Source organism: Mucilaginibacter galii (genome assembly GCF_014635825.1).
GTDB lineage: Bacteria > Bacteroidota > Bacteroidia > Sphingobacteriales > Sphingobacteriaceae > Mucilaginibacter > Mucilaginibacter galii.
Genome location: NZ_BMDO01000007.1, coordinates 77734 through 101379, shown reverse-complemented (window position 1 = coordinate 101379; position 23646 = coordinate 77734). Strand labels below are relative to the sequence as shown.

The 23646-nt window shown below is 40.9% G+C and carries 16 protein-coding genes; 11 read left to right on the top strand and 5 right to left on the bottom strand.

The window, feature by feature from the left end:
- Positions 1-4 precede the first annotated feature (4 nt).
- The 5 genes from IEV61_RS13365 (at position 5) to IEV61_RS13345 (ending at position 7942) form a co-directional block, all read left to right on the top strand.
- The gene (locus IEV61_RS13365; RefSeq protein WP_188417474.1) at positions 5-2428 is read left to right on the top strand and encodes an ABC transporter permease; all 2424 of its coding nucleotides are present in this window, start codon (positions 5-7) and stop codon (positions 2426-2428) included.
- Positions 2429-2615: 187 nt separating this feature from the next.
- Positions 2616-4970, top strand: coding sequence for an ABC transporter permease (locus tag IEV61_RS13360; protein WP_188417472.1), 2355 nt, complete (start codon positions 2616-2618; stop codon positions 4968-4970).
- Positions 4971-5141: 171 nt separating this feature from the next.
- Positions 5142-5819 (top strand): ABC transporter ATP-binding protein, encoded by a 678-nt coding sequence (locus IEV61_RS13355; RefSeq protein ID WP_188417470.1) that lies wholly within the window; start codon positions 5142-5144, stop codon positions 5817-5819.
- Between the two features lie 6 nt (positions 5820-5825).
- Positions 5826-7253 (top strand): TolC family protein, encoded by a 1428-nt coding sequence (locus tag IEV61_RS13350; protein WP_188417468.1) that lies wholly within the window; start codon positions 5826-5828, stop codon positions 7251-7253.
- A gap of 80 nt (positions 7254-7333) precedes the next feature.
- Positions 7334-7942, top strand: coding sequence for a porin family protein (locus tag IEV61_RS13345; RefSeq protein WP_188417466.1), 609 nt, complete (start codon positions 7334-7336; stop codon positions 7940-7942).
- 63 nt (positions 7943-8005) lie between these two features.
- Here the strand turns inward: IEV61_RS13345 and IEV61_RS13340 are convergent, their stop codons facing one another.
- The gene (locus IEV61_RS13340) at positions 8006-9265 is read right to left on the bottom strand and encodes a nucleoside permease (protein ID WP_188417464.1); all 1260 of its coding nucleotides are present in this window, start codon (positions 9263-9265) and stop codon (positions 8006-8008) included.
- Positions 9266-9450: 185 nt separating this feature from the next.
- Positions 9451-10050 carry a bifunctional nuclease domain-containing protein gene (locus IEV61_RS13335; protein ID WP_188417462.1) on the bottom strand — a complete coding sequence of 200 codons (600 nt, stop codon included), beginning with the start codon at positions 10048-10050 and terminating at the stop codon, positions 9451-9453.
- A 285-nt stretch (positions 10051-10335) separates the two neighbouring features.
- Here IEV61_RS13335 and IEV61_RS13330 point away from each other — a divergent pair, with 285 nt between their 5' ends.
- The gene (locus tag IEV61_RS13330) at positions 10336-10680 is read left to right on the top strand and encodes a tetratricopeptide repeat protein (RefSeq protein ID WP_188417460.1); all 345 of its coding nucleotides are present in this window, start codon (positions 10336-10338) and stop codon (positions 10678-10680) included.
- 51 nt (positions 10681-10731) lie between these two features.
- Complete coding sequence (chrA, locus tag IEV61_RS13325; RefSeq protein WP_229747135.1) at positions 10732-11931, top strand: chromate efflux transporter; 1200 nt, start codon at positions 10732-10734, stop codon at positions 11929-11931.
- A gap of 134 nt (positions 11932-12065) precedes the next feature.
- Here the strand turns inward: chrA and dnaB are convergent, their stop codons facing one another.
- Complete coding sequence (gene dnaB, locus IEV61_RS13320; RefSeq protein WP_188417458.1) at positions 12066-13619, bottom strand: replicative DNA helicase; 1554 nt, start codon at positions 13617-13619, stop codon at positions 12066-12068.
- A 196-nt stretch (positions 13620-13815) separates the two neighbouring features.
- Between dnaB and rlmB the strand changes: the two genes are divergently transcribed.
- Entirely contained in the window at positions 13816-14580 is a 765-nt protein-coding gene (gene rlmB / locus IEV61_RS13315; RefSeq protein WP_188417456.1) for a 23S rRNA (guanosine(2251)-2'-O)-methyltransferase RlmB, read from the top strand.
- A gap of 82 nt (positions 14581-14662) precedes the next feature.
- On the opposite strand, the gene IEV61_RS13310 is transcribed toward rlmB, so the two are convergent.
- Positions 14663-15748, bottom strand: coding sequence for a mannose-1-phosphate guanylyltransferase (locus tag IEV61_RS13310; protein WP_188417454.1), 1086 nt, complete (start codon positions 15746-15748; stop codon positions 14663-14665).
- 225 nt (positions 15749-15973) lie between these two features.
- Between IEV61_RS13310 and recQ the strand changes: the two genes are divergently transcribed.
- Both recQ and IEV61_RS13300 read left to right on the top strand, forming a co-directional pair.
- A complete protein-coding gene (recQ, locus tag IEV61_RS13305; RefSeq protein WP_188417679.1) occupies positions 15974-18166 on the top strand; it encodes a DNA helicase RecQ in 2193 nt (730 codons plus the stop codon).
- Between the two features lie 96 nt (positions 18167-18262).
- On the top strand, positions 18263-20710 hold the full coding sequence (locus IEV61_RS13300; RefSeq protein WP_188417453.1) for a hypothetical protein: 2448 nt from the start codon (positions 18263-18265) through the stop codon (positions 20708-20710).
- On the opposite strand, the gene IEV61_RS13295 is transcribed toward IEV61_RS13300, so the two are convergent.
- Positions 20711-22579, bottom strand: coding sequence for an OmpA family protein (locus IEV61_RS13295; protein ID WP_229747134.1), 1869 nt, complete (start codon positions 22577-22579; stop codon positions 20711-20713).
- Positions 22580-22886: 307 nt separating this feature from the next.
- On the opposite strand from IEV61_RS13295, the gene IEV61_RS13290 reads away from it, so the two are divergent.
- Positions 22887-23642 carry a hypothetical protein gene (locus tag IEV61_RS13290; RefSeq protein ID WP_188417449.1) on the top strand — a complete coding sequence of 252 codons (756 nt, stop codon included), beginning with the start codon at positions 22887-22889 and terminating at the stop codon, positions 23640-23642.
- Positions 23643-23646: the final 4 nt, after the last annotated feature.

Sequence of the window (23646 nt, the reverse complement as noted above, 5' to 3'; positions counted from 1 at the left end):
CGCTATGTTAAAAAACTACATTAAAACAGCTTGGCGCAACCTTTGGAAAGGCCGGGTATTTAACCTCTTGAACCTTGTGGGTTTGGCCGTTGCCATTGCCTGCTGTACGCTCATTTTTCTCACCGTTTTTTATGAATTTACCTACGATAGATTTCATACTAAGCTTGATAATATCTATCAAATATACACCGTATCTAACCGAGCCGAAGGCGCAGAAGTAACGTCGTCGGTACCCGAACCGTTAACCCCGGCATTGAAGGCAGAGTATCCGGCGGTAAAGTATATGACGCGTAGTGCTGATGCAGGTGCACTCATTAAGTATGGTAATAAAGAACTGGATGAAAACCTTCACTTTGTGGATGAAGACTTCTTGAAGATGTTCACATTTCCACTTATTGAGGGAAACAAAAATAACGTTCTTTCTGGATTAAATAATGTAGTGATAACACAGGCCACGGCAAAAGCTTTATTTGGTGAAGAGCCTGCGCTCAACAAAACCGTTTTGTTGAACATCAATAATGTACAGCAGCCATTCATCGTCTCCGGAATTTTAGAAGATATTTCGCGCCACTCGAGTATTGAATTCGATTTGTTGGTACGCTTTGAGCATTACCCAAATTATGCAGCTAATATAAATGCCTGGGAAAACCGTACCCATATTGCCATGATTGAGTTCAACAACGGTTATGACCCCGCATCCTTTACCAGCCAGCTTACTCCGTTTGTAAAGAAGCACTTTGCACCATCTATAGAAATATTAAAAAAAGACGGTGCCAAACCCAACGAAAAGGGCGATATATTTTGGTTAGACATTGCTCCGTTTTCAAACAACCACTTTGCTACGAACCTGGGCGGCGTAGAAGGTAACCCGGTAAACAAAACCTACCCTGTAAGCCTTATAGTTATAGGTTGCTTCATTCTCATTATAGCCTGTATAAACTTTATCAACCTTTCGGTGGCCCGTGGCTTTACCCGATCGCGTGAGGTTGGCGTGCGTAAAACATTGGGTGCAAGTAAAGGGCAGTTGCTGATTCAATTTTGGATTGAGACCATTATGGTTTGCCTGGCTTCGATGGTAGTAGGCTTGTTGCTCTGTATGGCATTAATTAACCAATTCAAAGCCATTTTTAAAAGCCGCATCAGCCTTTCAATGCTATTAGACCCGGTTACGCTTTTCGGTATAATTATACTTTTCTTGCTGGTTACTGCCATAGCGGGCTTTTATCCGGCTTTAATGATGGTGCGCTACAAAACCGTAGCGGTACTCAAAGGTAATACGGCTAGTACTAAACCCGGAAAGCTACGCAATACCTTACTGGTTGTTCAGTTTTCACTCTCAACCTTATTGATCATCTGCACCATAATTACTTGGCAGCAGATTAACTATTTGCAAAATAAGCCGCTGGGGTACAACAAAACTGAGGTACTCAGTATACCGGTAAGTGGTGGCCTGATTGGAGAAAAAGCTTTAAAGTTGATGCGCAACGAACTGAAAAACCATGCGGAAGTAGCGTCGGTCACCGGTGCTTACATGAATATGGGCCGGGGTAACGATGGCTCATCACGTTCGTCTATACTGGGCTTCAATTTTGGTGATAAGGAAATTCGTACGCATATACAGCGGGTAGACTATGACTACCTGAAGACGCTTGACATTAAATTACTTGAAGGCAGGGAGTTTAACCCCGACTTTGCGGGCGATAGTACGGCAGTAATTATTAACGAAACCATGGCCAGGCAATTGGGTACTAAAAATGTATTAGGTTCCTTCGTGCCAATGTACGATTCAGTGGCCAAAGTACAGGTGGTAGGCATCGTTAAGGATTACAACTTCCGTTCGTTGCATGAAGATATTGCACCCTTAACGCTTACGATGGATAAGCACTACGAGATCAACTATATTTTTGTGAAAGTAAAGCCGGGTAACCTGGTTGCTTCTTACGATGCCATCAAAAAGAGCTGGAATCGCCAATACCCAAACACCGAATTTGAAGGCTCCTGGATTAACGAAAATACCGAGCGTCAGTATTTAAATGAGCGTCGCCTGTCTGGAATATTTGTGAGCGGGGCTGTAATTGCTATCGTTATTTCTTGTATCGGCCTGCTTGCTATATCTATCATGATCGTGCTTCAACGCACTAAAGAAATTGGCATCCGTAAAGTATTAGGTTCGAGCGTGGGTGGTATTGTGTTGCTGCTATCTATGGATTTTGTCAAGCTGGTTTTGCTGGCTTCTGTAATAGCTTTCCCAATAGCGTGGTGGTTAATGAACAACTGGCTGCAGAGCTTTGCTTACCGTATTACTATACAATGGTGGGTATTTGCATTGGCCACATTGCTGGCTATTCTGTTAGCCTTTATTACCATCAGCTTTCAATCGGTTAAAGCAGCATTGGCCAACCCGGTGAAAAGTTTGCGGAGCGAGTAGGCAGTTCACATAATTGAATATAAAGCCAGAAAATAGTAAACATTACCTTAAGGAATAATTCAACCCAATAACCCAATAACCCAATAACCCAATAACCCAATAACCCAATAACCATATCATGTTTAAAAATCATTTAAAAATTGCGTTTAGGAGCTTGTGGAGAAACAGGGCTTTCTCGGCAATAAATATGTTTGGGTTAATTTTAGGGTTTACTGTTTTTATATTTATTGCCGAGTATGTGGCCTATGAGTGGAATGCTAACCGCTTTCATCAAAATTTTAACCAGCTGAGCCGCTTGTCGTTTTTGTACAAAACAGGAGAGAGCAATTATTACTTACCACCGGGTTTGGGTCCAACGCTTAAGAGCAATGTGCCGGGTATAAAGCAGGTTGTTCGCATTGGCGAGAATGTAGGTAGCGGAGTTTTGAGTATCAATACAGGCGCGAGCAAAAATGTTTTTCGGGAAGAAAGGGTTTCCTTCGTTGATGGGCAGTTTTTAAAAGTGTTCACCTTCCCGGTACTCCAAGGCAATGGTTTGCTGAATGAGCCTCAAACTATGGCGCTTTCTAAAACAACAGCAATTAAATATTTCGGTAACGTAAATGCCGTAGGCAAGGTAATTCAGGTTAACAACCAGTTTGGCAATACCGACTATACGGTAACGAGTGTTTACCAGGACATGCCTCAAAATTCTGATATACAAGCGGATGTATTACTTTCCTACAAAACCCTTGAAAGTGCTGCCCTTAGAAATGGTAACGACTGGGCCGACCCTACAGGCTTAGGTTCGGAGTATAGTTACTTATACATACTTACCAACGAAAATGCAAATTTAAGCCAGATTTCGGCACAGGCTACTAACTTATGGCATAAATTAAAACCAGATAGTAAGAATGATCATGTGGGTTTACAGCCCTTTCAAAACCTGCATATTGCACCGGGCTTTAGTTACCAGTTTCAAACTTATGGTAGTTTATTACTGCTTATTGCCTTCTTAAGCGTAGCTATGCTGATCATTGTTATTGCCTGGGTTAACTACATAAACCTAAGTACTGCGCAAGCGCTTAACCGCGCCAGAGAAGTTGGCGTGCGTAAAGTATTAGGCGCCAGCAGGGGGCAGCTCACCTTGCAATACTTAACCGAAACTTTTGTGCTTACTACTATAAGTTTGGGTGTGGCTATGTTAATGGTTCTTATGCTGCAGGCTGCCTATAATAGCTTTTTAGAGAAACAATTATCGTTAGCTGTATTGAATGCCGGTTGGTTTTGGCTGGGTGGAGCGACACTTATTATCAGCGGCACTTTGCTGGCTGGTGGCTACGTTTCCTGGGTATTAAGTTCATTTAATCCGTTAAAAACCATCAGGAGCAAAGCGTTTCTTAAGGTTGGCGGTTTATCACTTAGGCGAGGTTTGGTGGTATTTCAATTTGTTACTTCCATCATATTTATCATAGCTACTATTGTGCTATACGAGCAACTTCAATACATGCAGAACCAAGATTTAGGTATGAAGGTAGAACAACGGCTGGCTGTTACAGGGCCATCAATCATAAATAGTTCGCAACGAGATAATTCTATTGCTTTTGAAAATGAGGTGAGGCAATTGCCCTTTGTAAAGCAACTTTCGGCTTCAAATAATATACCGGGGCAAGGGTATAATTTTTCGACTGCTGGTATCACTAAATCTAACGCCAACCCCGGCGATGATAAGAAATCTTATGCCATGCTCATTGTGGATGATCAGTTTTTCAAGACCTACGACATCAACATTAAATATGGTACCGGCTTTACGCTGCCCATGTTAGCGCATGGTTGGACCAAAACTAAAAAAGTGGTACTCAACGAAGCTGCTGTACGACAATTGGGATATAATGATAATAACGCCATTATAGGGCAGAAAATTAAATGGAATAACGATTTCGAGATAGTAGGTGTAGTTAAAGACTACCACCATTTGGGTTTACATGAACAAATTAAACCTATGATTTTTTTACCTGCGGTAGCTGATGGCTTTTTTACCCTGAAAATGGAGACTGCCAACATGAGCACTAAAATGGAACAAATAAGGTCCTTGTATCAGAAAAACTTTCCCGGCGAACCATTTTCTTATTCGTTTTTAGATGAAGTTTATGACAAGCAATATAAAACAGAGTACCAGTTAGGAAAGATTTTTATTGCGGCCGCCTTCACTGCTGTATTAATTGCTTGCATGGGTTTGTTGGGGCTGGCAATGTTTGCCGCCCGGCGGCGTATTAAAGAAATTGGTATTCGCAAAATTTTGGGCGCCAATGTATTCAGCCTGGTTAATCTCATCTCAGCCGATTTCCTGAAGCTGGTGGTGGTGGCATTAGTGGTAGCATCTCCCATTGCCTGGTATATTATGCACCGCTGGCTTGAAGGTTTTGCTTACCGTATTACCATGCAATGGTGGATGTTTGCCTCGGCCGGATTAATGGCTTTGTTCATTGCTTTTGCCACGGTAAGTATTCAGGCTATTAAAGCGGCGGTTAGCAACCCGGTTAAAAGTCTACGAAGCGAATAAGCACAATTACATTGTATCACAACCGCACAGTGTTTGTTGCAGAAGCGTACGGAAGACTTTAGTGTAATTCACCCAAGCGCTTTATTATCAATTGTTTATAGTATTGGTATAGAATTGATATTATAAAGTGTATATCAATTAAAAAATTTAATCAATAATCTTTGAACGTAGATGTTATCACTCAAGCAAATATCAAAATATTATTCATCAGGCGGAGCCAAAACTTATGTGCTTAACCGCGTAGACCTCGATGTAGACCAAGGCGAATTTGTTTCTATCATGGGACCATCCGGGTCGGGTAAATCTACTTTGTTAAATATCATTGGCATGTTAGATCAGCCGTCGGAAGGTTATCAGTATTTCCTCAACGAGCCGGTACATCAGCTTAAAGATAAGCAACGCTCGGCTTTATATAAACAAAATATAGGTTTCGTATTCCAAGCTTATCATTTGATTGATGAGCTTACGGTTTACGAAAACATAGAAACTCCATTACTTTATCAGGATGTGAAAAGTGCCGAACGCAAAGCCTTGGTGGCCGATATTTTAGACCGCTTTAACATTGTGGGCAAAAAAGATTTGTTTCCGGAACAACTTTCCGGCGGACAACAGCAGTTGGTAGGCATTGCACGCGCATTGATCAGTAAACCCAAACTCATTTTAGCCGATGAGCCTACCGGCAATCTCAACTCCAAACAAGGTGAAGAAATTATGGAACTGTTTAAAAAGCTAAATAAAGAAGACGGCGTAACCGTAATACAGGTTACACATTCTGAAAAAAACGCGCAATATGGTTCGCGTATTATTAATCTTTTGGATGGTAAAATTGACTCATCCATCATTCTGTAATTTACAATGCGTTACATAATCATATTTTTAACGGTTTGTTTGTTTTGCCAGAAAGGTAAATGTCAAAGTACCGATTCGGTTTATAACCTGCAGCAATGTATCGAAATTGCTATTAACAACAATTTAACCGTTAAACGCAGCGAGTTAGATATGGAACGCAGCCGCGTTTACTGGCAACAGCAGCGCGCTAATTTGCTGCCTACTTTCAACGGTGGTATAAATCATGGTATAAGTACCGGTCGTAGTTTGGATCCTTTCACCAACACCTACCTTAACCAGCAAATAACTTCGGCCGATTACAGTGCCGATGCCAACTTGGTTTTGTTCAACGGTATGGCCATACAAAATAGTATAAAACGTACGGCACTGGCCTACCAGGCCGGCAAGATGGATTTTGAACAAGCTAAAAATGATATTACGCTTAACGTAATTACCACATATTTGCAGGTAATCAATAACACCGACCTGCTTACTCAGGCTAATAATCAATTAGAGGTTTCGAAGCAGCAATTGCAGCGTTTACAGGTAATGAACGTTAACGGTGCTGTAAAACCGTCGGACTACTATGATGTAAAAGGGCAGCAGTCTACCGATCAACTTACGGTAATTAATGCTAAAAATACACTCGAAGCGGCGAAGCTTAATTTGCTTCTGTTAATGAACGTACCCTATACTCGCAGTATTACCGTACAGCGCTTAAGTGCTGCCGAATTGCCGGCCAGTAAGTTTGCTGAGAACGCCGAGCAGGTATACAGCTCGGCGATACAAAACTTACCATTGGTCAAGGCCGCCACGTTAAGGCGTCAAAGTGCTGAAAAGCAAGTTAAGGTGACCAAGGGTGTTTTGTTTCCCACCTTGTCTTTATATAGTGGTTTGGCTACACGCTATTCAAGCGCGGCAAGGAGATCATTTTTAATAGATTCGGCAGAAGTTAATACCGGGTCATATATCAAAACCCCAACCGGTAATCAGGCTGTGTATGCCTATAATCAAAACTTTGGCAGTGTAAGGGTCGGCTATTATGACCAATTTAAAAATAATTACAATACGCAGGCCGGTATAAGTTTGCAGATCCCTATTTTAAATGCTTTTCAGAAGAGAAACAATGTAGCACTCGCTAAAATTGATCTTTCCGAAGCAAGATATGTAGAAGAGAGTACCCGCGTACAGTTAAGGCAAAGTATAGAGCAAGCGTACATTAATATGATCTCGGCAAACGACCGCTACCAGATACTCACCGAACAGGTTGATGCATTTAAAGAATCATTTCGTACTGCCGAGATACGTTTCAATGCCGGTGTGCTCAATTCGGTTGATTTTATTGTTGCCAAAAACAACCTCGACCGGGCAAATAATAACCTGATCAATGCACGCTACGACTACTACATCCGCACCAAAATTTTGGAGTATTACAAAGGAAGTTTAATTTTTTAAGCGTACTTTCATGATGAATTTTGTAGCTGTTTAGCACAAAAGCATTGTTTTCTTGTTAAGCTTTCATAAACTCTAACGTTATGAAACAATTTTTCTATCTATTAGCTATCAGTTTGTGTACGGCTGTATCGGCACGTGCACAGTTATTGCCCAGTGTAAGTTTTGGTGTTAAGGCGGGGGCCAACCTTTCTTCATTCTCTACCAGTAATACCTTGAGCAGCGACAACCGCGCCGGTTTCTTGGGCGGTTTTTGGGCACGCATTGGTGCGGGTGGCATTCATTTACAACCAGAGATATATTATACCAGTAAAAATGTAAAATTTCAAGGTGAAAGCGGCGGTGTTCCAGCTACCAACACTGCAAATTTTAAAAGTATTGATGTGCCTATATTAGTAGGTACCAAGATTGGCCTTTTAGGAGTAGGCGCACGCCTGAATACAGGTCCGCTTTTTTCATTTGTTACAAGTCAGGATCAAAGCATAGGAGACGCGTTTAACAACGCCACCCGTTTAAGATATCAGGATCAAAATTATGCCTGGCAGTTTGGTGTTGGCTTGGATGTACAGCGAGTATCGCTTGATCTGCGTTATGAATTAGGTTTAAATAAAATAGATAACGGCGTTGAAAAATCTAACGTGAGAGCGAATTTGTTTAATTTAACCCTGGCATATCGTTTATTCTCTTTCTAAATAATTTACCCATAAACTAAAAAAGCATCAGGTTTTCCTGATGCTTTTTTAGTTTATAAAAACTTAGGCATGTTGTATAGCATGTTCTAAAGCCTTATTATGTTTGTACCTGAATACGAAGGGGAATATAATAGCTATTACCAGTGCATAACCGGCAAAGAACAACCAGATGCCATGCCAATCCTTGGCTTGATTGGGCAGAGTGTAAAACTTGTCTATAATAATACCACTGGCAAAACTGCCGAATAAAGCACCGAAACCATTCACCATCATCATAAACAATCCTTGTGCGCTTCCACGTATTTCGGGGGTGGTTTGCGTTTCTACGAACAACGAGCCCGAGATATTAAAGAAATCAAAGGCCATACCGTAAACAATGCACGATAATACGATCATCCATAAACCATTAGCCGGATCGCCGAAGGCAAATAAGCCGAACCTAAGTACCCATGCAAGCATACTAAAAAGCATAACGTATTTGATACCAAACTTGCGTAAAAAGAAAGGGATGGCCAAGATGAATAACGTTTCTGAGATCTGCGATATAGACATAATGATAGCCGGATACTTAACCGCTATCGTACCTTTATAGGCTTCTATTTTTGCAAAGTCGTGCAGGTAAGTATCGCCATATGCGTTCGTCAATTGTAAAGCTGCACCTAATAGCATAGAGAAGGTGAAAAATATGGCGAATTTGGGCGTCTTAAAAAGTGCGAATGCATTTAAACCTAAGGTGCTAACAAAATCTTTGTTGCTGGTTTTATTAAGTAACGGCGGACATTTAGGTAAGCTAAACGAGTAGATACCCAATGCTAATGCCACTGCCGATGCAATGTAAAACTGGTTGGCAGAGGTTTCATTATGCGTTAAGCTTACCGTCCACAAAGCAGCAATAAAGCCTATGGTGCCCCATATTCTGATAGGAGGATAATCTTTTACCACATCCAGGTTGCTGTTTTTCAATGCAGAATAAGCGACGGTGATAGATAAAGAAAGTGTTGGCATATAAAACACCATGTTAAGCAATATTACCCAAAAGAATGTAGTAGGGTTGGTAACCAAGGGCAAGCAAAACAGCACCACCGCACCTAAAATGTGCATAATGCCGTAAAGCTTTTCGGCATTGATAAACCTGTCGGAAATAATACCGGTGAGGGCAGGCATAAATATCGCCGATATGCCCATGGTAGAAAATATGGCACCAAACTGCGCACCAGACCACTGTTTATTTTGAAACCAATATGCACCAATAGTAAGCAACCAAGCTCCCCATATAAAAAATTGCATAATGTTCATTAGTATTAAGCGAAACTTAATATTCATACAGTAACCGGTTTAAACTAAAATTATTAAATTAAATAAAAACGGAAAGTAGTGAAATAATGCGAAATGAGGAACTATAAAATGGTTTTATGGCCCCGCAGAGATAATCTCCGCAAAGTTGCTGTAAATCATTGATTTGATAAACAAATAGTTGGAATAGCAGGGTATGGTGAAGAATGCTGACTTTACGAAGCTTTACGTTTGTTTAGTTCATCGCGTATTTTAGCCGCTTTTTCGTAAGCTTCTTCGGTAAGTGCTTCCTGCAATTTGGTTTTCAATTCATCGATACTTAGCGAGTTATAACTTGCCGTACCAGTATTGCTTGGCTTTTCTTCTGTTGCTTCAGTCAAGTTTTCAAGGTAAACAAAATCATTGCCTTCAATAACAATACCTGCGGTAGAAAGGATAAATTCATGGGTATAAATAGGACAATCAAAACGCACGGCCATGGCTATGGCATCAGAGGTACGGGCATCGATTTCTGCTGATTTTTTACCATCGGAACAGATAAGTTTGGCATAAAAAATGCCATCAACCAGGTTATAAATAATAATTTCTTGTACAGTTATATGGTAAGCCTGGGCAAAACTCTTAAAAAGATCGTGTGTGAGGGGGCGGCTGGGTGTCATTTTTTCGATCTCGATGGCAATAGCCTGTGCCTCAAAACTTCCAATAATAATGGGCAGTCGCCTGCGACCGTTAACTTCACCTAATACCAAAGCATAAGCGCCCGATTGTGTTTGACTGTAAGAAAGTCCAACAATGTCGAGCTTTATTTTTTTCATGTTATTACCCATCACACCAAAAACCTTATTTAAGCAGATTTACAGCATTATTTATGCCGCAAATCAATAGTATCTAAAAATTGTGTTACATCATTAACTCCACAATAGCAGGTTTGTTGAGAGATACATGATAAATTTAAAAATCATGCTTAAACAACGTAACAGACTAATATAAGGTTGATGCAATAGCTGCCAAACACTACATTTGTAACAGCCGTCCGGCTTATTCAGTTATTAATTTACCGGGGCTTGGCACAAAAATAATTAAAAAATACATAGTTTAAAATGCAGACAGACCGCTTACATAAACTGCTCGAATTCTTAGAGAGCGAACCTAATGATGAGTTTCTGCAATATGCCCTTGCAACCGAGTACCTGCGCTTGAACGAGGTAGATAAAGCCTTGCAATATTTTGAAAACCTGGTTGCAAACCACCCTAATTACACGGGCACATATTACCATTTAGGAAAATTATACGAAACCTTACAACGTAAGGACGAGGCCTTAAAGATATATCAGCAAGGGATGACCATCACCCGGCAAAAGCGTGATAATCATGCCTTATCTGAACTGCAATCGGCTTATAACCAAGCTGCAGGCTTATACGATGATGATGACGAAGACTATTAATTTGTAAATATGAAGGCTCTGCAAATTTGAAATTGCACATAAGACTAAGAATTGACTAAGCTACAATTACTCTTCTTGCGCGATGCCCTGGTGTACACTTTCACAACATTTGGAGGTCCGCAGGCGCACGTGGCAATTTTACTGCGCGAATTTGTGGAGAAGCGCGGCTATATTACCGAGTCGGAATTGATGGAGTTGAATGCGTTGTCGCAGGTACTACCCGGCCCTTCATCCACCCAAACGCTCATTGGTATAGCCTGGAAGGTAGGAGGTTTAAGGCTGGCTATTATCACCTTTTTCATTTGGGTTATACCATCGGCAGCTATTATGTGTGTAGCGGCCATTAGTTACAAAACGTTTGCTTCCAGCGGTAAAACCGAAGCAGTTTTGCGGTTTATTCGCCCGGCGGCAGTAGGAATAGTAGCTTATGCAGCGGTTACTTTTGCGCAAAAGTTCATCAAAACCAAGGTAAGTGCTTATCTTTCCATAGGCTCATTAGTGGCGACACTCATTTTGCAAAATCCTTATGCATTCCCGATACTTATTTTGCTGGGTGGCATAATTTCTTCGGCGCTGGAAACACAGCCCACCGAAGACGCTTTAAGAACCAGGCTGTATGCTAATGTAAACCCCAAAAAAGTAGGTTATTTTATTGGTATTTTATTATTTTTTGCAGCTTTAGGCGCTTTGATCAACCGTACATCTCCTTTTAGTTTACCGGTGCGTTTATTTGAGAATTTTTACCGCAACGGCATCCTTATTTTTGGGGGAGGGCAGGTGCTGGTACCACTCATGTACACCGAATTTGTTGAGTTAAAGCACTACCTTACCAATGCCGAGTTTTTATCAGGTTATGCATTACAACAGGCGCTGCCGGGGCCTACCTTTTCATTTACTTCATTTGTTGGTGCCATAACATTGGGCAATAGGGGATATGGTGTAGCCGGACAAATCATAGGTAGCTTAGTAGCTGTAATTGGCATTAATTTACCGGGCTTAATTTTGATCCTTTTCATTGTTCCATTTTGGGAAGATTTGAAAAAGATAACCCGCATTCGTAACTCATTAAGCGGTATTAATGCGGTGGCTGTAGGTTTTATGGCTACGGCGTTTATTTTGCTGGTAGCACCATTTGGCACCAATTGGATGGCTTACCTTATTATGGCCGGTGCGTTCTGCCTTTTATACTTCACTAAAATAAAAACGCCCATCGTGATTTTGATAGGCGTAGTGTTAGGACTAATATTTTAAGTTTATCAATGTAATTTCGAGTGATGATGAGAAATCTTGTTCAAAACGGCTCGGTAGTCAACCCGTCTTGCTAAACAAGATCTCTCACTGTCGTTCGAGATGACAAATGACGAAAAATTTTATACATTACTTCATTAAAAAGGCGGCTCATCTTCCATATCATCCATACGCGACGGGCGGATGATGATATTGCCTGGATTGCTGTCGAAGCCTTGGGATGGGCCTAAGCCCGCAAAAGCGCCTCCACCACCAGATGGGGGCATGTAGCTGTCCATGCTGGTTTCCAAATCTGTAAACTTCACATATTTACCCACAAATTTCAGGCGTACGGTTCCGGTTTCGCCGTTACGGTGCTTGGCTATAATAACCTCGCCTACACCTTTGGTTGGGTTGTTATCCTCGTCAAATTCTAAGCCGTAATATTCAGGCCGGTATAAGAAAAGCACCATATCCGCATCCTGCTCAATAGAACCCGATTCACGTAAATCTGAAAGCATTGGTCTTTTAGAACCACCCGGTCGGCTCTCCACAGCTCGACTTAATTGCGATAGCGCAATAACCGGCACTTGTAATTCTTTAGCTACCATTTTTAAGGCACGCGATATACTACCAATTTCCTGCTCACGGTTACCGCCTTTGCCATCCGCTTTACCTGTCATCAGCTGTAAGTAGTCAATAATGATCAACTGAATATCGTGCTGCGATTTTAAACGGCGGCACTTGGCCCTGAACTCGAAAATATTTAAGCCGGGAGTATCATCAATAATTAAAGGCGCGGCCTCCAGGCGACCAATTTTAGAGTGGATCTGCTGCCATTCCCATTCCTCCATTTTACCTTTACGAATCTTTTCCTGCTCAATTTCGGCTTCACCGGAAATCAAACGATTAACCAACTGTACCGACGACATCTCTAACGAGAAAACCACCACAGGTTTATTAAAATCTACCGCGGCATTACGGGCGCAGGTTAGTACGAAAGCCGTTTTACCCATAGCCGGACGAGCCGCAATAATGACCAAGTCAGATTTTTGCCAGCCCGAGGTCATGCGGTCCAGATCAGTAAAGCCCGTACCAATACCCGTTAAGCCGTCGGTTTTATCTTTCAGCGCTTCAATTTCTTTCAGCGTTTCCTGCATCAGGTCGTCCATCTTGCGCGAATCGCGACGTAGGTTATTCTGAGCAATATCAAAAAGGTTCTTTTCGGCCTTGTCCAATAATTCCAAAATATCGGTCGTGTCCTCATAAGCTATATTAATAACCTCGGTAGAAATACGGATCAGTTCGCGCTGAATAAATTTCTGAATGATGATACGCGCGTGATATTCAATGTTAGCTGCCGAAGCTACACGATTGGTAAGTTCGGTTATATAAAATGCGCCGCCTACCATTTCCAGTTCACCCTGCATACGCAGTTGGGCGGTCACAGTAAGGATATCAACCGGCGATGTTTTTTCGAACAATACCCGTATGGCGTTAAATATTTTCTGGTGGCTTTCTACATAGAAAACCTCTGGTTTAAGTACGTCAATTACAGATGATAATGCATCTTTTTCGAGCATTAAAGCCCCTAAAACGGCCTCTTCAAGGTCGCGGGCCTGTGGGGGGAGTTTGCCTGCGGTAATTGCAGGACTGGTATAGCTTTTAGTACGTCGTTCGTTATTGGTTCGGTTATTATTCTCAAAAATCATCGTCAACAAAAATATACAAATTACCACTTCATCTCACCAACACATTACCAGGAATTACCAACGCTGCATGTTTAAAAGTATTTAACAGCATAGTGTTTAATAATCCCGATTCTTATTTGTATAAGCCGAATTGCAGATATAAAGATAAGCCTAATCAAGCTAATTATGCGTACTTTTGCTGCCTTATTTTAAATGAATGAACGGCAGTTACCCACCCAGGCGCAATAATAATAACAACCAATTTGTATTTGGAATTCGCGCTATTATTGAAGCCATTACATCGGGCAAAGAAGTTGAAACTTTATATATACAACGTGGGTTAACCGGCGATCTATATCAGGAACTGAAAAAAGTGGTGGCTGAGTATGAGATTTCGGCACAATACGTACCTGTTGAAAAACTGGATCGCATGACTCCAAAAAATCATCAGGGTGCGGTAGCTGTTATTTCACCAATCACTTATCATAAAATCGAAAATATTATTCCCGAGATATATGAAAAGGGAGAGGTGCCGTTAATTTTGGTGCTTGATAGTGTTACCGACGTAAGAAATATGGGTGCAATTGCCCGTACGGCAGAGTGCGCCGGTGTACATGCCATTGTTGTACCGGGTAAGGGTTCGGCTCAAATTAATGCCGATGCGGTGAAAACTTCGGCTGGGGCCTTATACAAGATACCCGTTTGCCGTCATGATAATTTTGTGCAAACCGTTAAATTCTTACAGGAATCGGGTTTGCAAATTGTGTGCTGTACCGAGAAAACGAATGATTATATTTATAAACCCGATTATACCGCACCCACCGCTATTGTAATGGGTTCTGAAGATGAGGGAATTCGTAATGAATTAATTCGTACTGCCGATTACCTGGCTAAAATACCCATGTTCGGTGAAATTGAGTCGTTAAACGTTTCGGTTTCGGCAGGGGTTATTTTGTATGAGGCAATAAGGCAGCGACAATAATTAGTTATTAAGTTGATTAAGTTATTAGGTTGATTGCGCTTAACCTCAAACCAATAACTTAATCTAATTTAATAACTAAACACTAAATATACTTCGTTCCAAACTTTTGCTTCACATCAGCTACTACTTGCTTCACATTTTGCTCGTCTTCTTTAGGGCAAATAAGCAATGTGTTGTTTGATTCAACTACAATGTAGTCGTGCAAGCCTTTAATGATCACCAGTTTTTCACCCGGTACGTTTACCATACAATTAGATGAATCGTACATGATCACCTTTTCGGCAGGGATAACAGCATTACCTACATAGTCCTTATCGGCCAGTTGATATACCGAAGCCCAGGTGCCTAAATCGCTCCATCCAAATTCTGACGGAAGTACGTAAACGTTGTCGGCTTTTTCCATAATACCATAATCTATAGAGATGTTGGTACAGCGCTGGTAAGCATTGTGTACGTGTGGTTTTTCATCGGCACTATTGTAAACACTGCGTGCTTCGGCAAATATCTCATGCATATCGGGCAGGTATTTGTCAAATGCGCTTACTATAGCCTTAACCGACCATACAAAAATACCGGCGTTCCACAAGAAATCGCCGCTTTGAATAAAGGTTTTGGCAATATCAAGCGTTGGTTTCTCGGTAAACGTTTTCACCTTATGAAACTTTTCATCAATTACGTTATCGTTATATTGGATGTATCCGTAACCGGTATCGGGGCGCGAAGGCATAATACCCAGGGTAACCAGGCAAGAATGATCTGCTGCTGTTTTTAACGATGCTTCTATGGAGTTCACAAAACCGGCTTCGTCCATAATCAGGTGATCTGATGGTGCCACTACGATAACTGCATCGGGGTTAAGGCTTTCTATTTTGTAGCAACCGTATGCCACACAAGGAGCAGTATTACGCATAACCGGCTCAGTAAGTATCTGTGCATCGGTCATGTCTGGTATTTGTGTTTTAACTAAATCGGTATAGATCTCGTTGGTAACAACGAAAATATTTTCTTTAGGACAAATCTTTAAAAAGCGATCATAAGTATGTTGGATCAACGTTTTTCCGGTACCAAGAATATCTATGAATTGTTTGGGGTGAGCGGTGCGGCTAATAGGCCAAAAGCGGCTTCCGATACCACCAGCCATGATGATGGCATAATAGTTTTTATTCATATAAAGTATAGTATGTGATGAAGTTACGACACACGGCCAAAATTGTAAAAAATTATTGGCTTTTATAATAAATTTTAGGTATATTTAGTTATTAAACAACAAAGTTAATAAATGCCTAACATCATCTGAGTTCAATATTTTGATCTCAAACGGGCTGATGTTTGTAATTTTTTGTTATTTTGAATATAAAAGCAAATACTTCATATTTTTCTAACATAAATAATGATTGAAACAAAAAAGTCGCTTTTTGATAACCTGCAGAATTTTTTCGGTTTTGATAATTTTAAAGGGGAACAGGAAGCGATCATAACCAACATAATGGCCGGTAACGATACGTTTGTGATCATGCCCACCGGCGGCGGTAAATCCATGTGTTACCAGCTTCCGGCCTTAATGACTGAAGGTACAGCCATCGTAATTTCACCTCTTATTGCCCTGATGAAAAATCAGGTAGATCAGCTCAGAGCCTTTTGTAATTCAGACAGCGTAGCCCATTTCTTAAATTCTTCATTAACCAAGGCAGAAACTGCCAAGGTAAAAGAGGACGTGCTGGCTGGTAAAACCAAGCTATTATACGTAGCCCCCGAATCGTTAACCAAACAGGATAATATTGATTTTTTGCGATTGAATAAACTGTCGTTCGTGGCGGTAGATGAAGCGCATTGTATTTCAGAATGGGGTCATGATTTTCGTCCTGAATACCGCAAGATACGCCAGGTGATAACTAACCTGGGCGAAAACATTCCCATTATCGCGTTAACGGCTACGGCCACGCCTAAAGTGCAGCACGATATACAGAAGAACCTGCAAATGAACAATGCAACGATTTACAAATCATCGTTCAACCGTTCAAACCTTTTTTACGAAGTACGTGCCAAGCGTAACGTGCTTAAAGAGATCGTCAGGTTTATTAAGCAACATCAGGGAAAATCGGGTATTGTATATTGCCTTAGCCGTAAAAAGGTAGAGGAAGTTGCGGAGGCGCTAAAATTGAATGGTGTTAAGGCATTGCCTTATCATGCAGGCTTAGATGCTAAGGTACGGGCCGATACGCAGGATAAATTCCTGATGGAAGATGCCGATGTAATTGTAGCAACTATTGCTTTTGGTATGGGGATAGACAAACCCGATGTACGTTATGTGATACACCACGACGTACCCAAAAGTATGGAAGGTTACTACCAGGAAACAGGCCGTGCCGGTCGTGATGGTGGCGAAGGTATCTGTGTGGCTTTCTACTCTGAAAAAGATGTAGATAAACTGCAGAAGTTCATGAAAGACAAGCCGGTGTCGGAACGGGAAATTGGTACCCAGATATTAAAAGAAGTAATTGATTATGCCGAATCGGCCGTGTGTCGCCGTAAGCAGATCTTGCATTATTTTGGTGAAGACTATGATGCATCAAACTGTAACTGCATGTGCGATAACTGCGCAGGCGACCGTACATTTTTCGATGCCGAAGCACAGTTACACCGTGCATTAAGTTTAATAAAGAAGTTAGGCGATAAGTTTGATGACCATCATATTGTAAGCGTATTGATGGGACAGCACAACCCTAATGTGCATCATTACGAGCACCATTTGCTGGATGTGTTTGGTTCGGGTAGCGAAGAAACAGGTAACTTGTGGAATTCCTTGTTACGCCAGGCTTTGTTAGACAACTTCCTTTCAAAAGATATTGACAACTACGGCTTGTTAAAGCTGACCGAAAAAGGGCATGATTTTTTAGATAATCCGTACAGCATTAAGTTTGTATTGAACAAGCCGATGGAATCTGCCGATGATGACGATTCGGAAGACGGACCTAAGCAGGGTGGAAGCGCTTTAGATACGCAGCTATTGCAAATGCTGAAAGACTTGCGCAAAAAAGTTGCCAAGCAAAAGAATTTGCCGCCGTTTGTGGTGTTCCAGGATCCATCACTCGAAGAAATGTGTACGCACTACCCGGTAAACACCGAAGAGCTAAAGCAAATTTCGGGTGTGGGCGCCGGTAAGGCTACTAAGTTTGGTGCTCCCTTCATCGAACTGATTAAGAAGTATGTAGAGGATAACGATATTGACCGTCCGGTTGATATGGTGATCAAAAGCGCGGCTAATAAGTCGGCCCTTAAAGTTTACATCATTCAAAATATCGATCGCCATTTAAATTTAGAAGATATTGCTGCTTCTAAAGGACTTACCTATGAGGAAATTTTGCACGAAATTGAGATCATTGTAAATTCAGGTACTAAACTCAATCTTAACTACTACATTGATGAGGTAATTGATGAGGATAAGCAGGACGAAGTTTACGATTATTTCCGTACCGCCGAGGTTGATTCTATAGATGATGCACTGATGGACTTAGGTGTGAATGATTACACCCGCGAGGAAGTACAGTTGATGCGCATTAAGTTTTTCTCTGAATTAGGAAATTAATTTCAACATCGATATTTGTAAAAGGAATCCAAAATTGGGTTCCTTTTTTTGTATAATTTGCAGTTACAAACCAATGTAACCTAGTACAATATACAAATGCTGCAAAGTTATATACAAAAGAAGTTACTGCTACACCTTGCAATACTTGTTTGTTTAATTATCGGCAAACCCGGCGTTACGATTGCTCAATCAGCAAACGTATTATCAAATACCATACAGCGTAAGCTATCTTTATACCAGCAAAAGCATCCGGCATCACTGTTATTTGTGCATTTTGATAAAACGCTTTACAGTGGTAACGAAAATGTTTGGTTTACAGCCTACCTGCTTAATTGCAATACGCCGCAATTGCATCATACGTTGTCTATAAGTCTGATCAATGATACTGATCACGCCGTGGTGATGGAAGAAAGGTTTTTAATGCGCGAAGGTATTGGCTTCGGTAATCTTTTCTTGCCCGACTCTGTACCACAGGGTAATTACACTTTCATGGTATACACAAACCGTATGGTTAACCAAAAGCCTGAAGTGTTTTTTACCCAGCCAGTTACTATAAAAACAACCGCCCAGCCAGACTTTAAAGCCATACTATCGTTAAAAGACACCTCTTCGATCATAACGGGTATAAGCAGGGATGTACTGGTGAACGTAAACGGAACCGATTATTTACCAATTGCTAACGCTACGATTAACTATTCCCTCATAGGAAATGACACGTTAATCACCCGAGGCAAGGCAAAGACCGACAAGGCCGGGCAATACACGATTAAGGTGCCGGTGGACAAACGTGCTGTAAAGGTTCAGATTAAGAATAAGCTGTCGAGCCAATATCTGCATATAATTATTCCACAAGTTAACAAGCATTTAAAAGTAAGATTTTACCCAGAGGGAGGCAGCTTGGTTAATAATTTATTATCGCAGGTGGGTTGGGAAATCAAAAATAGTGAAGGTCAACCTATACGTGCAACCGGCGTAATTTATTGCAACAATAAACCCGGCGATACCATAGAAACGGATAGCTACGGCATGGGCAGGTTTTTGCTAAGGCCTGTAGCCAACGCTATTTATAAGATTAAACTTCTTAACTACCCTGCACTTAGTGACACCGCTTACCAATTACCTAAGTCGTTGCCGCAGGGTTTGGTTATGAATATGTTTAAAGCTGTAGTTAACGACACCCTGAATTTACAGCTAAGTAGTAGCTATAATGGCATAGTCTACTTACATATACATGATTACCAGCAACACTTCTCTACTGTACCCGTACAGGTGAATGTTGCGTATCCCCGGAAAGTTAAGGTGGCATTGGGTCAAATTCCAAAAGGGTTAGCAGAGGTAACTCTTACCGATAGCTTCGGCCGGCCCTATGCGGAGCGCATCTTTTTCGCACATCATGATCTTAGGGAGTTGTTTTCGGTAAAAAGCAACAAAGAAACTTACAATACACGTGAAAAAGTAAGGCTGAACTTACGATTGTTTACCCAAAACGGCTTATCTAAAGTTGGTTATGTGTCTGTAGCCTGCGTGCAAGATAATCGCTTAGAACTTAAGAAAAGTAACAACATTGAGAGTTATTTGTATTTAAAAAGTGCCTTGGGTAGTTTACCCTTAAAAGAAAATTACCTTGGTTTAAATACAGATGACAAAGAATACCTTGAATGCGTGATGTTGGTTAAGGGATGGCGCAAATACTCCTGGACCGATCTACTAAAGACTAAACTGACAGATACTGCTACAAACCAAACTTCATTAACGTTTACAGGAAGGGTGAGTAAACTGGGGAAAGCACTTAAAAAGCCCATGAACTTTATGCTTCTGCGCGATTCTTCGAGTATGATCTTAACCACAAATACGGAAGGTGACCTTTCGTTTAGAAACGAAGACTTGATTAATTCGCAAGACAAGCCTCTACGGTTCATGATTAATGCCAATGACGGTTACCGCCTTAGGATCAATAACCCCTACAGCAAGCTTAATCAACAACTTGGCTATGCGTTAAAGTCTCAAAATTTTGAGCTACAGCCTACCTCTCAAAGCTCAGAAAACGTAGTGATCAAAGGGTTGGAAAAAGCAATACAGTTGAAGGCGGTAAAAGTTACATCAACTAAAGACAACTCATTATATGGTGGTCGGTTATATTTTAATAGCTGTAATGATTATGTATGCCGCTATAATGTATTTAACTGTCCTAATCATCGTTTTGAATTCGACAACAGGCCACCTACTATAGGGGCATCTTATAATGGTAGAGTATATTTAGGATGCGGAGGTAAACCAGAGGATGACTCGAATGTAAAAACATTTGCAGGAATTTATGAGTCCAAGCAATTTTACGGTTCTGATTATGCGGTGGTAAACCCGTCACAGCCCGAGTATATTTCTACTATATTCTGGCAACATTTGGTTGCTATAACGTCAGTTAAGGATAGTGAACTGTCTTTTTACACCAGTGATATTACAGGTAAGTTTCGCATTGTTGTGCAGGGCATAACCCCCAATGGTGTGGTTTATAATGAGAGTTTCATTAATGTGAAGAAACCCTGACTACTTTGCCGTTATTTTAAATTCGGTTCTCCTGTTTTTAGCACGTCCGTCTTCGGTCGCGTTAGGCGCTACGGGTAACTGCTTACCGTAGCCCTTATATTGCAATTTAATCGCTTTAGCGCCATGATTAATTAAATACTGGTAAACAGACTTAGCCCTATTCTCCGACAGTTTCTGGTTCATGACATCGTTACCTAAATTATCTGTATAGCCAGAAATTTCTATGCTTACCGTTGGATTTATAACCATAAAGTTGAGCAAATATTGCAACGCCGATTGTGATTCGGGCTTGAGGTCGAAGCGATTACTATCAAAGAAGATATTTTTCAGGATAGCTGTTTTGCCTATTTCTATAGCGTTTAATGGCACTTCAATTTTAAAGGGTGTATTGGATTTTTGGCCGGCTAATGAGAAATTTTCGGATGAAAAAAGGTAGCCATTTTTGAATATTGTTAAGCCATAATTGCGGCCTGTAACGAGTGTCACTAAAAAGTCGCCCTTTGTGGTAGAGGTCATACTTTGATAAACCGGTTGGTTGGTGGCCAGGTCGACGATTTCTACTGATGCTTCCATGGGCTTTCGGGTAGTAGCATCAATAACTGAACCGGTTACATAGGTTACCGCATGCGGACGGGCTTTTACTGGCAATTCGAACATATAAATATCGAAACCTCCGTAGCCACTCAATGTATTGGATGCAAAGTAAGCATAACCACCACTGGTGGTGATACTCATGCCATTTTCATCACCACTTGAATTGATGGGGTAGCCCATGTTCTCGGGCTTTTGCCATTTTCCGGCTTTATCTAACCGGCTTACAAACAAGTCTTTATTTCCCAAGCCGGGCCAGCCGTTTGAGCAAAAGTAAAGTGTACTATCATCAGGGTGTATAAATGGTGATTGTTCGTCGTAAGCGGTGTTTACCTTGGGTCCTAAATTCTCGGGTTCCGACCATCCTTTTTCGGTCACCCGGCATTTCCAGATATCATAACCACCGTAGCCACCCTTACGGTTGCTTACAAAATATAATGTACGCCCATCGGCACTAATAGATGGCTGCGATTCCCAGCCCGAACTGTTGATGGGTGCACTCAGGTTAAAAGGCTTGCTCCAGTCGTCTCCCTTTTTCTGTGTTATATAAATATCGCATCTACCCATACCGTCGGGGCGGTTACAGCCGGTAAAGAACAGATATTTACCGTCTTGAGATATTGATTGTGCACCTTCATTAAATTCGGCAGTGTTAATCTGCTTACTTAAATATGCGGCCTTGGTCCATTGGCCGTTAATTTTTGCACTTTTGTAAAAATCTTCGTTGTTTAAAATTTTACGGGTAAATATCAGCATGCCCTCGTCGGCAGTTGAAACCGGCAGATACTCATCATTTGCGGAATTAATTTCGGGACCCAAATTTATAGGTTTAAAAGGTACCGGTTTACTAATAGCATCCATACTAAAATCGCAGTCGGCAATTAGCTTACGGGCATAAAATCGGTTTTCGGTAGTAAGCGAAGGGTAAGTGATATATTTTTCCAGATGAATTTTTGCCTGTGTATAATCGGCAAGCGTAATTTCAAGATCTCCAAGTTTAAGGTATATACCCCGGCTAAAATCGGGACTAAGTGCAATAACCTGGCGGTAATGCTCTGCCGCTTCTTTGTACTGCGCTAATGTTTTTAACAGGTCGGCAAGTTGGGCATGGGCTTCCATGAAATTTTTATCAGCATCGAGTGCTTTTTGCAATTGCGCAACAGCGTTGGCTTTATCTTGCCGGTCTAAAAAGGCACTGGCTTTTTGATAGTAGGTTACGGCAGCGGCATTGGTGGTACTATATTGTTTAGTTTGACCACTTACTTTAAGGGTAAGCAAAAGTAAAATCCATAAACTCAAAAGTTTCATAAAAGGTGCTCGTGTCTCTAAAATAAGGTATTTACATAATCATGCAAGAAATGCTGGTATATTAAAAAGCTTAATTATTATATTTTGCAACTACTGTTAGCTATTGATTCTTTTTCGTTTGTGTAATCTAAACAATATAAGTTGAGTTATAGTTAACATACACTGCTTTTACGCAAGTAAACACTAAAAGTTTGGCAACAGTTAAGTGTTTATTACTATTAAATTAAAACTTTATCTTGCAAATATTAATTAGTATAATTACTTGCAAATCAGCCATATGAAAAAAATCAGCATTTGTGTTATTCTTATGGTAGCTTGCACACTTTCTTCATGTGTAGATATTGTAGAGCGCTATAATTTTAAGGCCAATGGTACTTGCGATGTTATCTACGACTTCGACATGAGCAAAGCTGTTGCCGTTTTACATAATTTGCTTTCTGATTCGGTGGCGGCCACTCCGCAATTTGCCATGGCTAAAGACACGGTAATGAACCTATACAGTGCCTTGCCCGATAGCACCCAAAATAAAATGAGCGAAGAGGAAGTGAAGCTTGCGCAGGGAAGCAATCTGGCCATTAATATGAACCTCAAACGTAATTTGATGAATGTGAGTATACGCCATGAAGCCAACAGCCCTTCAGAGTTGGAATACTATTTACAGCGGATGTCTAAATTAGCGAATTACGAACAGGAGGGAAGCAAGCGCGGTACGCTAAATATGTTTAATGCTCAGCAATTGATTGCCGGACAAGATTGTTATGCTTACCAGGTAACCAATACAAAATTTATACGGTTAATAGATAAGGCAAAATTTAACAAGTTTTTGAAGAAAACGCAATCTACCTTTGCCATGGCTAAAGCCATGTTGATTGAAACACCCTATAAAGTAGTGCTTAATTTTGCCCGTCCTGTAAAAAAGATAGATAATAAGAAAGCAGTTCTATCGGCCGACCGTAAGCAGGTGACTTTGAAAACCAATATGGACGAGCTCATCAAAAACCCTAATTTGATGAACATAGAAATAGATTTTTAGTAAG

Coding starts and splice junctions, on each gene's coding strand:
- IEV61_RS13335 (WP_188417462.1), bottom strand. CDS start 10,050: ATGAAAAAAATAAAGCTCGACATTGTTGGACTTTCTTACAGTCAAACA.
- IEV61_RS13310 (WP_188417454.1), bottom strand. CDS start 15,748: ATGAATAAAAACTATTATGCCATCATCATGGCTGGTGGTATCGGAAGC.
- IEV61_RS13350 (WP_188417468.1), top strand. CDS start 5,826: ATGCGTTACATAATCATATTTTTAACGGTTTGTTTGTTTTGCCAGAAA.
- IEV61_RS13360 (WP_188417472.1), top strand. CDS start 2,616: ATGTTTGGGTTAATTTTAGGGTTTACTGTTTTTATATTTATTGCCGAG.
- IEV61_RS13355 (WP_188417470.1), top strand. CDS start 5,142: ATGTTATCACTCAAGCAAATATCAAAATATTATTCATCAGGCGGAGCC.
- IEV61_RS13290 (WP_188417449.1), top strand. CDS start 22,887: ATGAAAAAAATCAGCATTTGTGTTATTCTTATGGTAGCTTGCACACTT.
- IEV61_RS13365 (WP_188417474.1), top strand. CDS start 5: ATGTTAAAAAACTACATTAAAACAGCTTGGCGCAACCTTTGGAAAGGC.
- IEV61_RS13340 (WP_188417464.1), bottom strand. CDS start 9,265: ATGAATATTAAGTTTCGCTTAATACTAATGAACATTATGCAATTTTTT.
- IEV61_RS13300 (WP_188417453.1), top strand. CDS start 18,263: ATGCTGCAAAGTTATATACAAAAGAAGTTACTGCTACACCTTGCAATA.
- IEV61_RS13345 (WP_188417466.1), top strand. CDS start 7,334: ATGAAACAATTTTTCTATCTATTAGCTATCAGTTTGTGTACGGCTGTA.
- IEV61_RS13330 (WP_188417460.1), top strand. CDS start 10,336: ATGCAGACAGACCGCTTACATAAACTGCTCGAATTCTTAGAGAGCGAA.
- dnaB (WP_188417458.1), bottom strand. CDS start 13,619: ATGATTTTTGAGAATAATAACCGAACCAATAACGAACGACGTACTAAA.
- rlmB (WP_188417456.1), top strand. CDS start 13,816: ATGAACGGCAGTTACCCACCCAGGCGCAATAATAATAACAACCAATTT.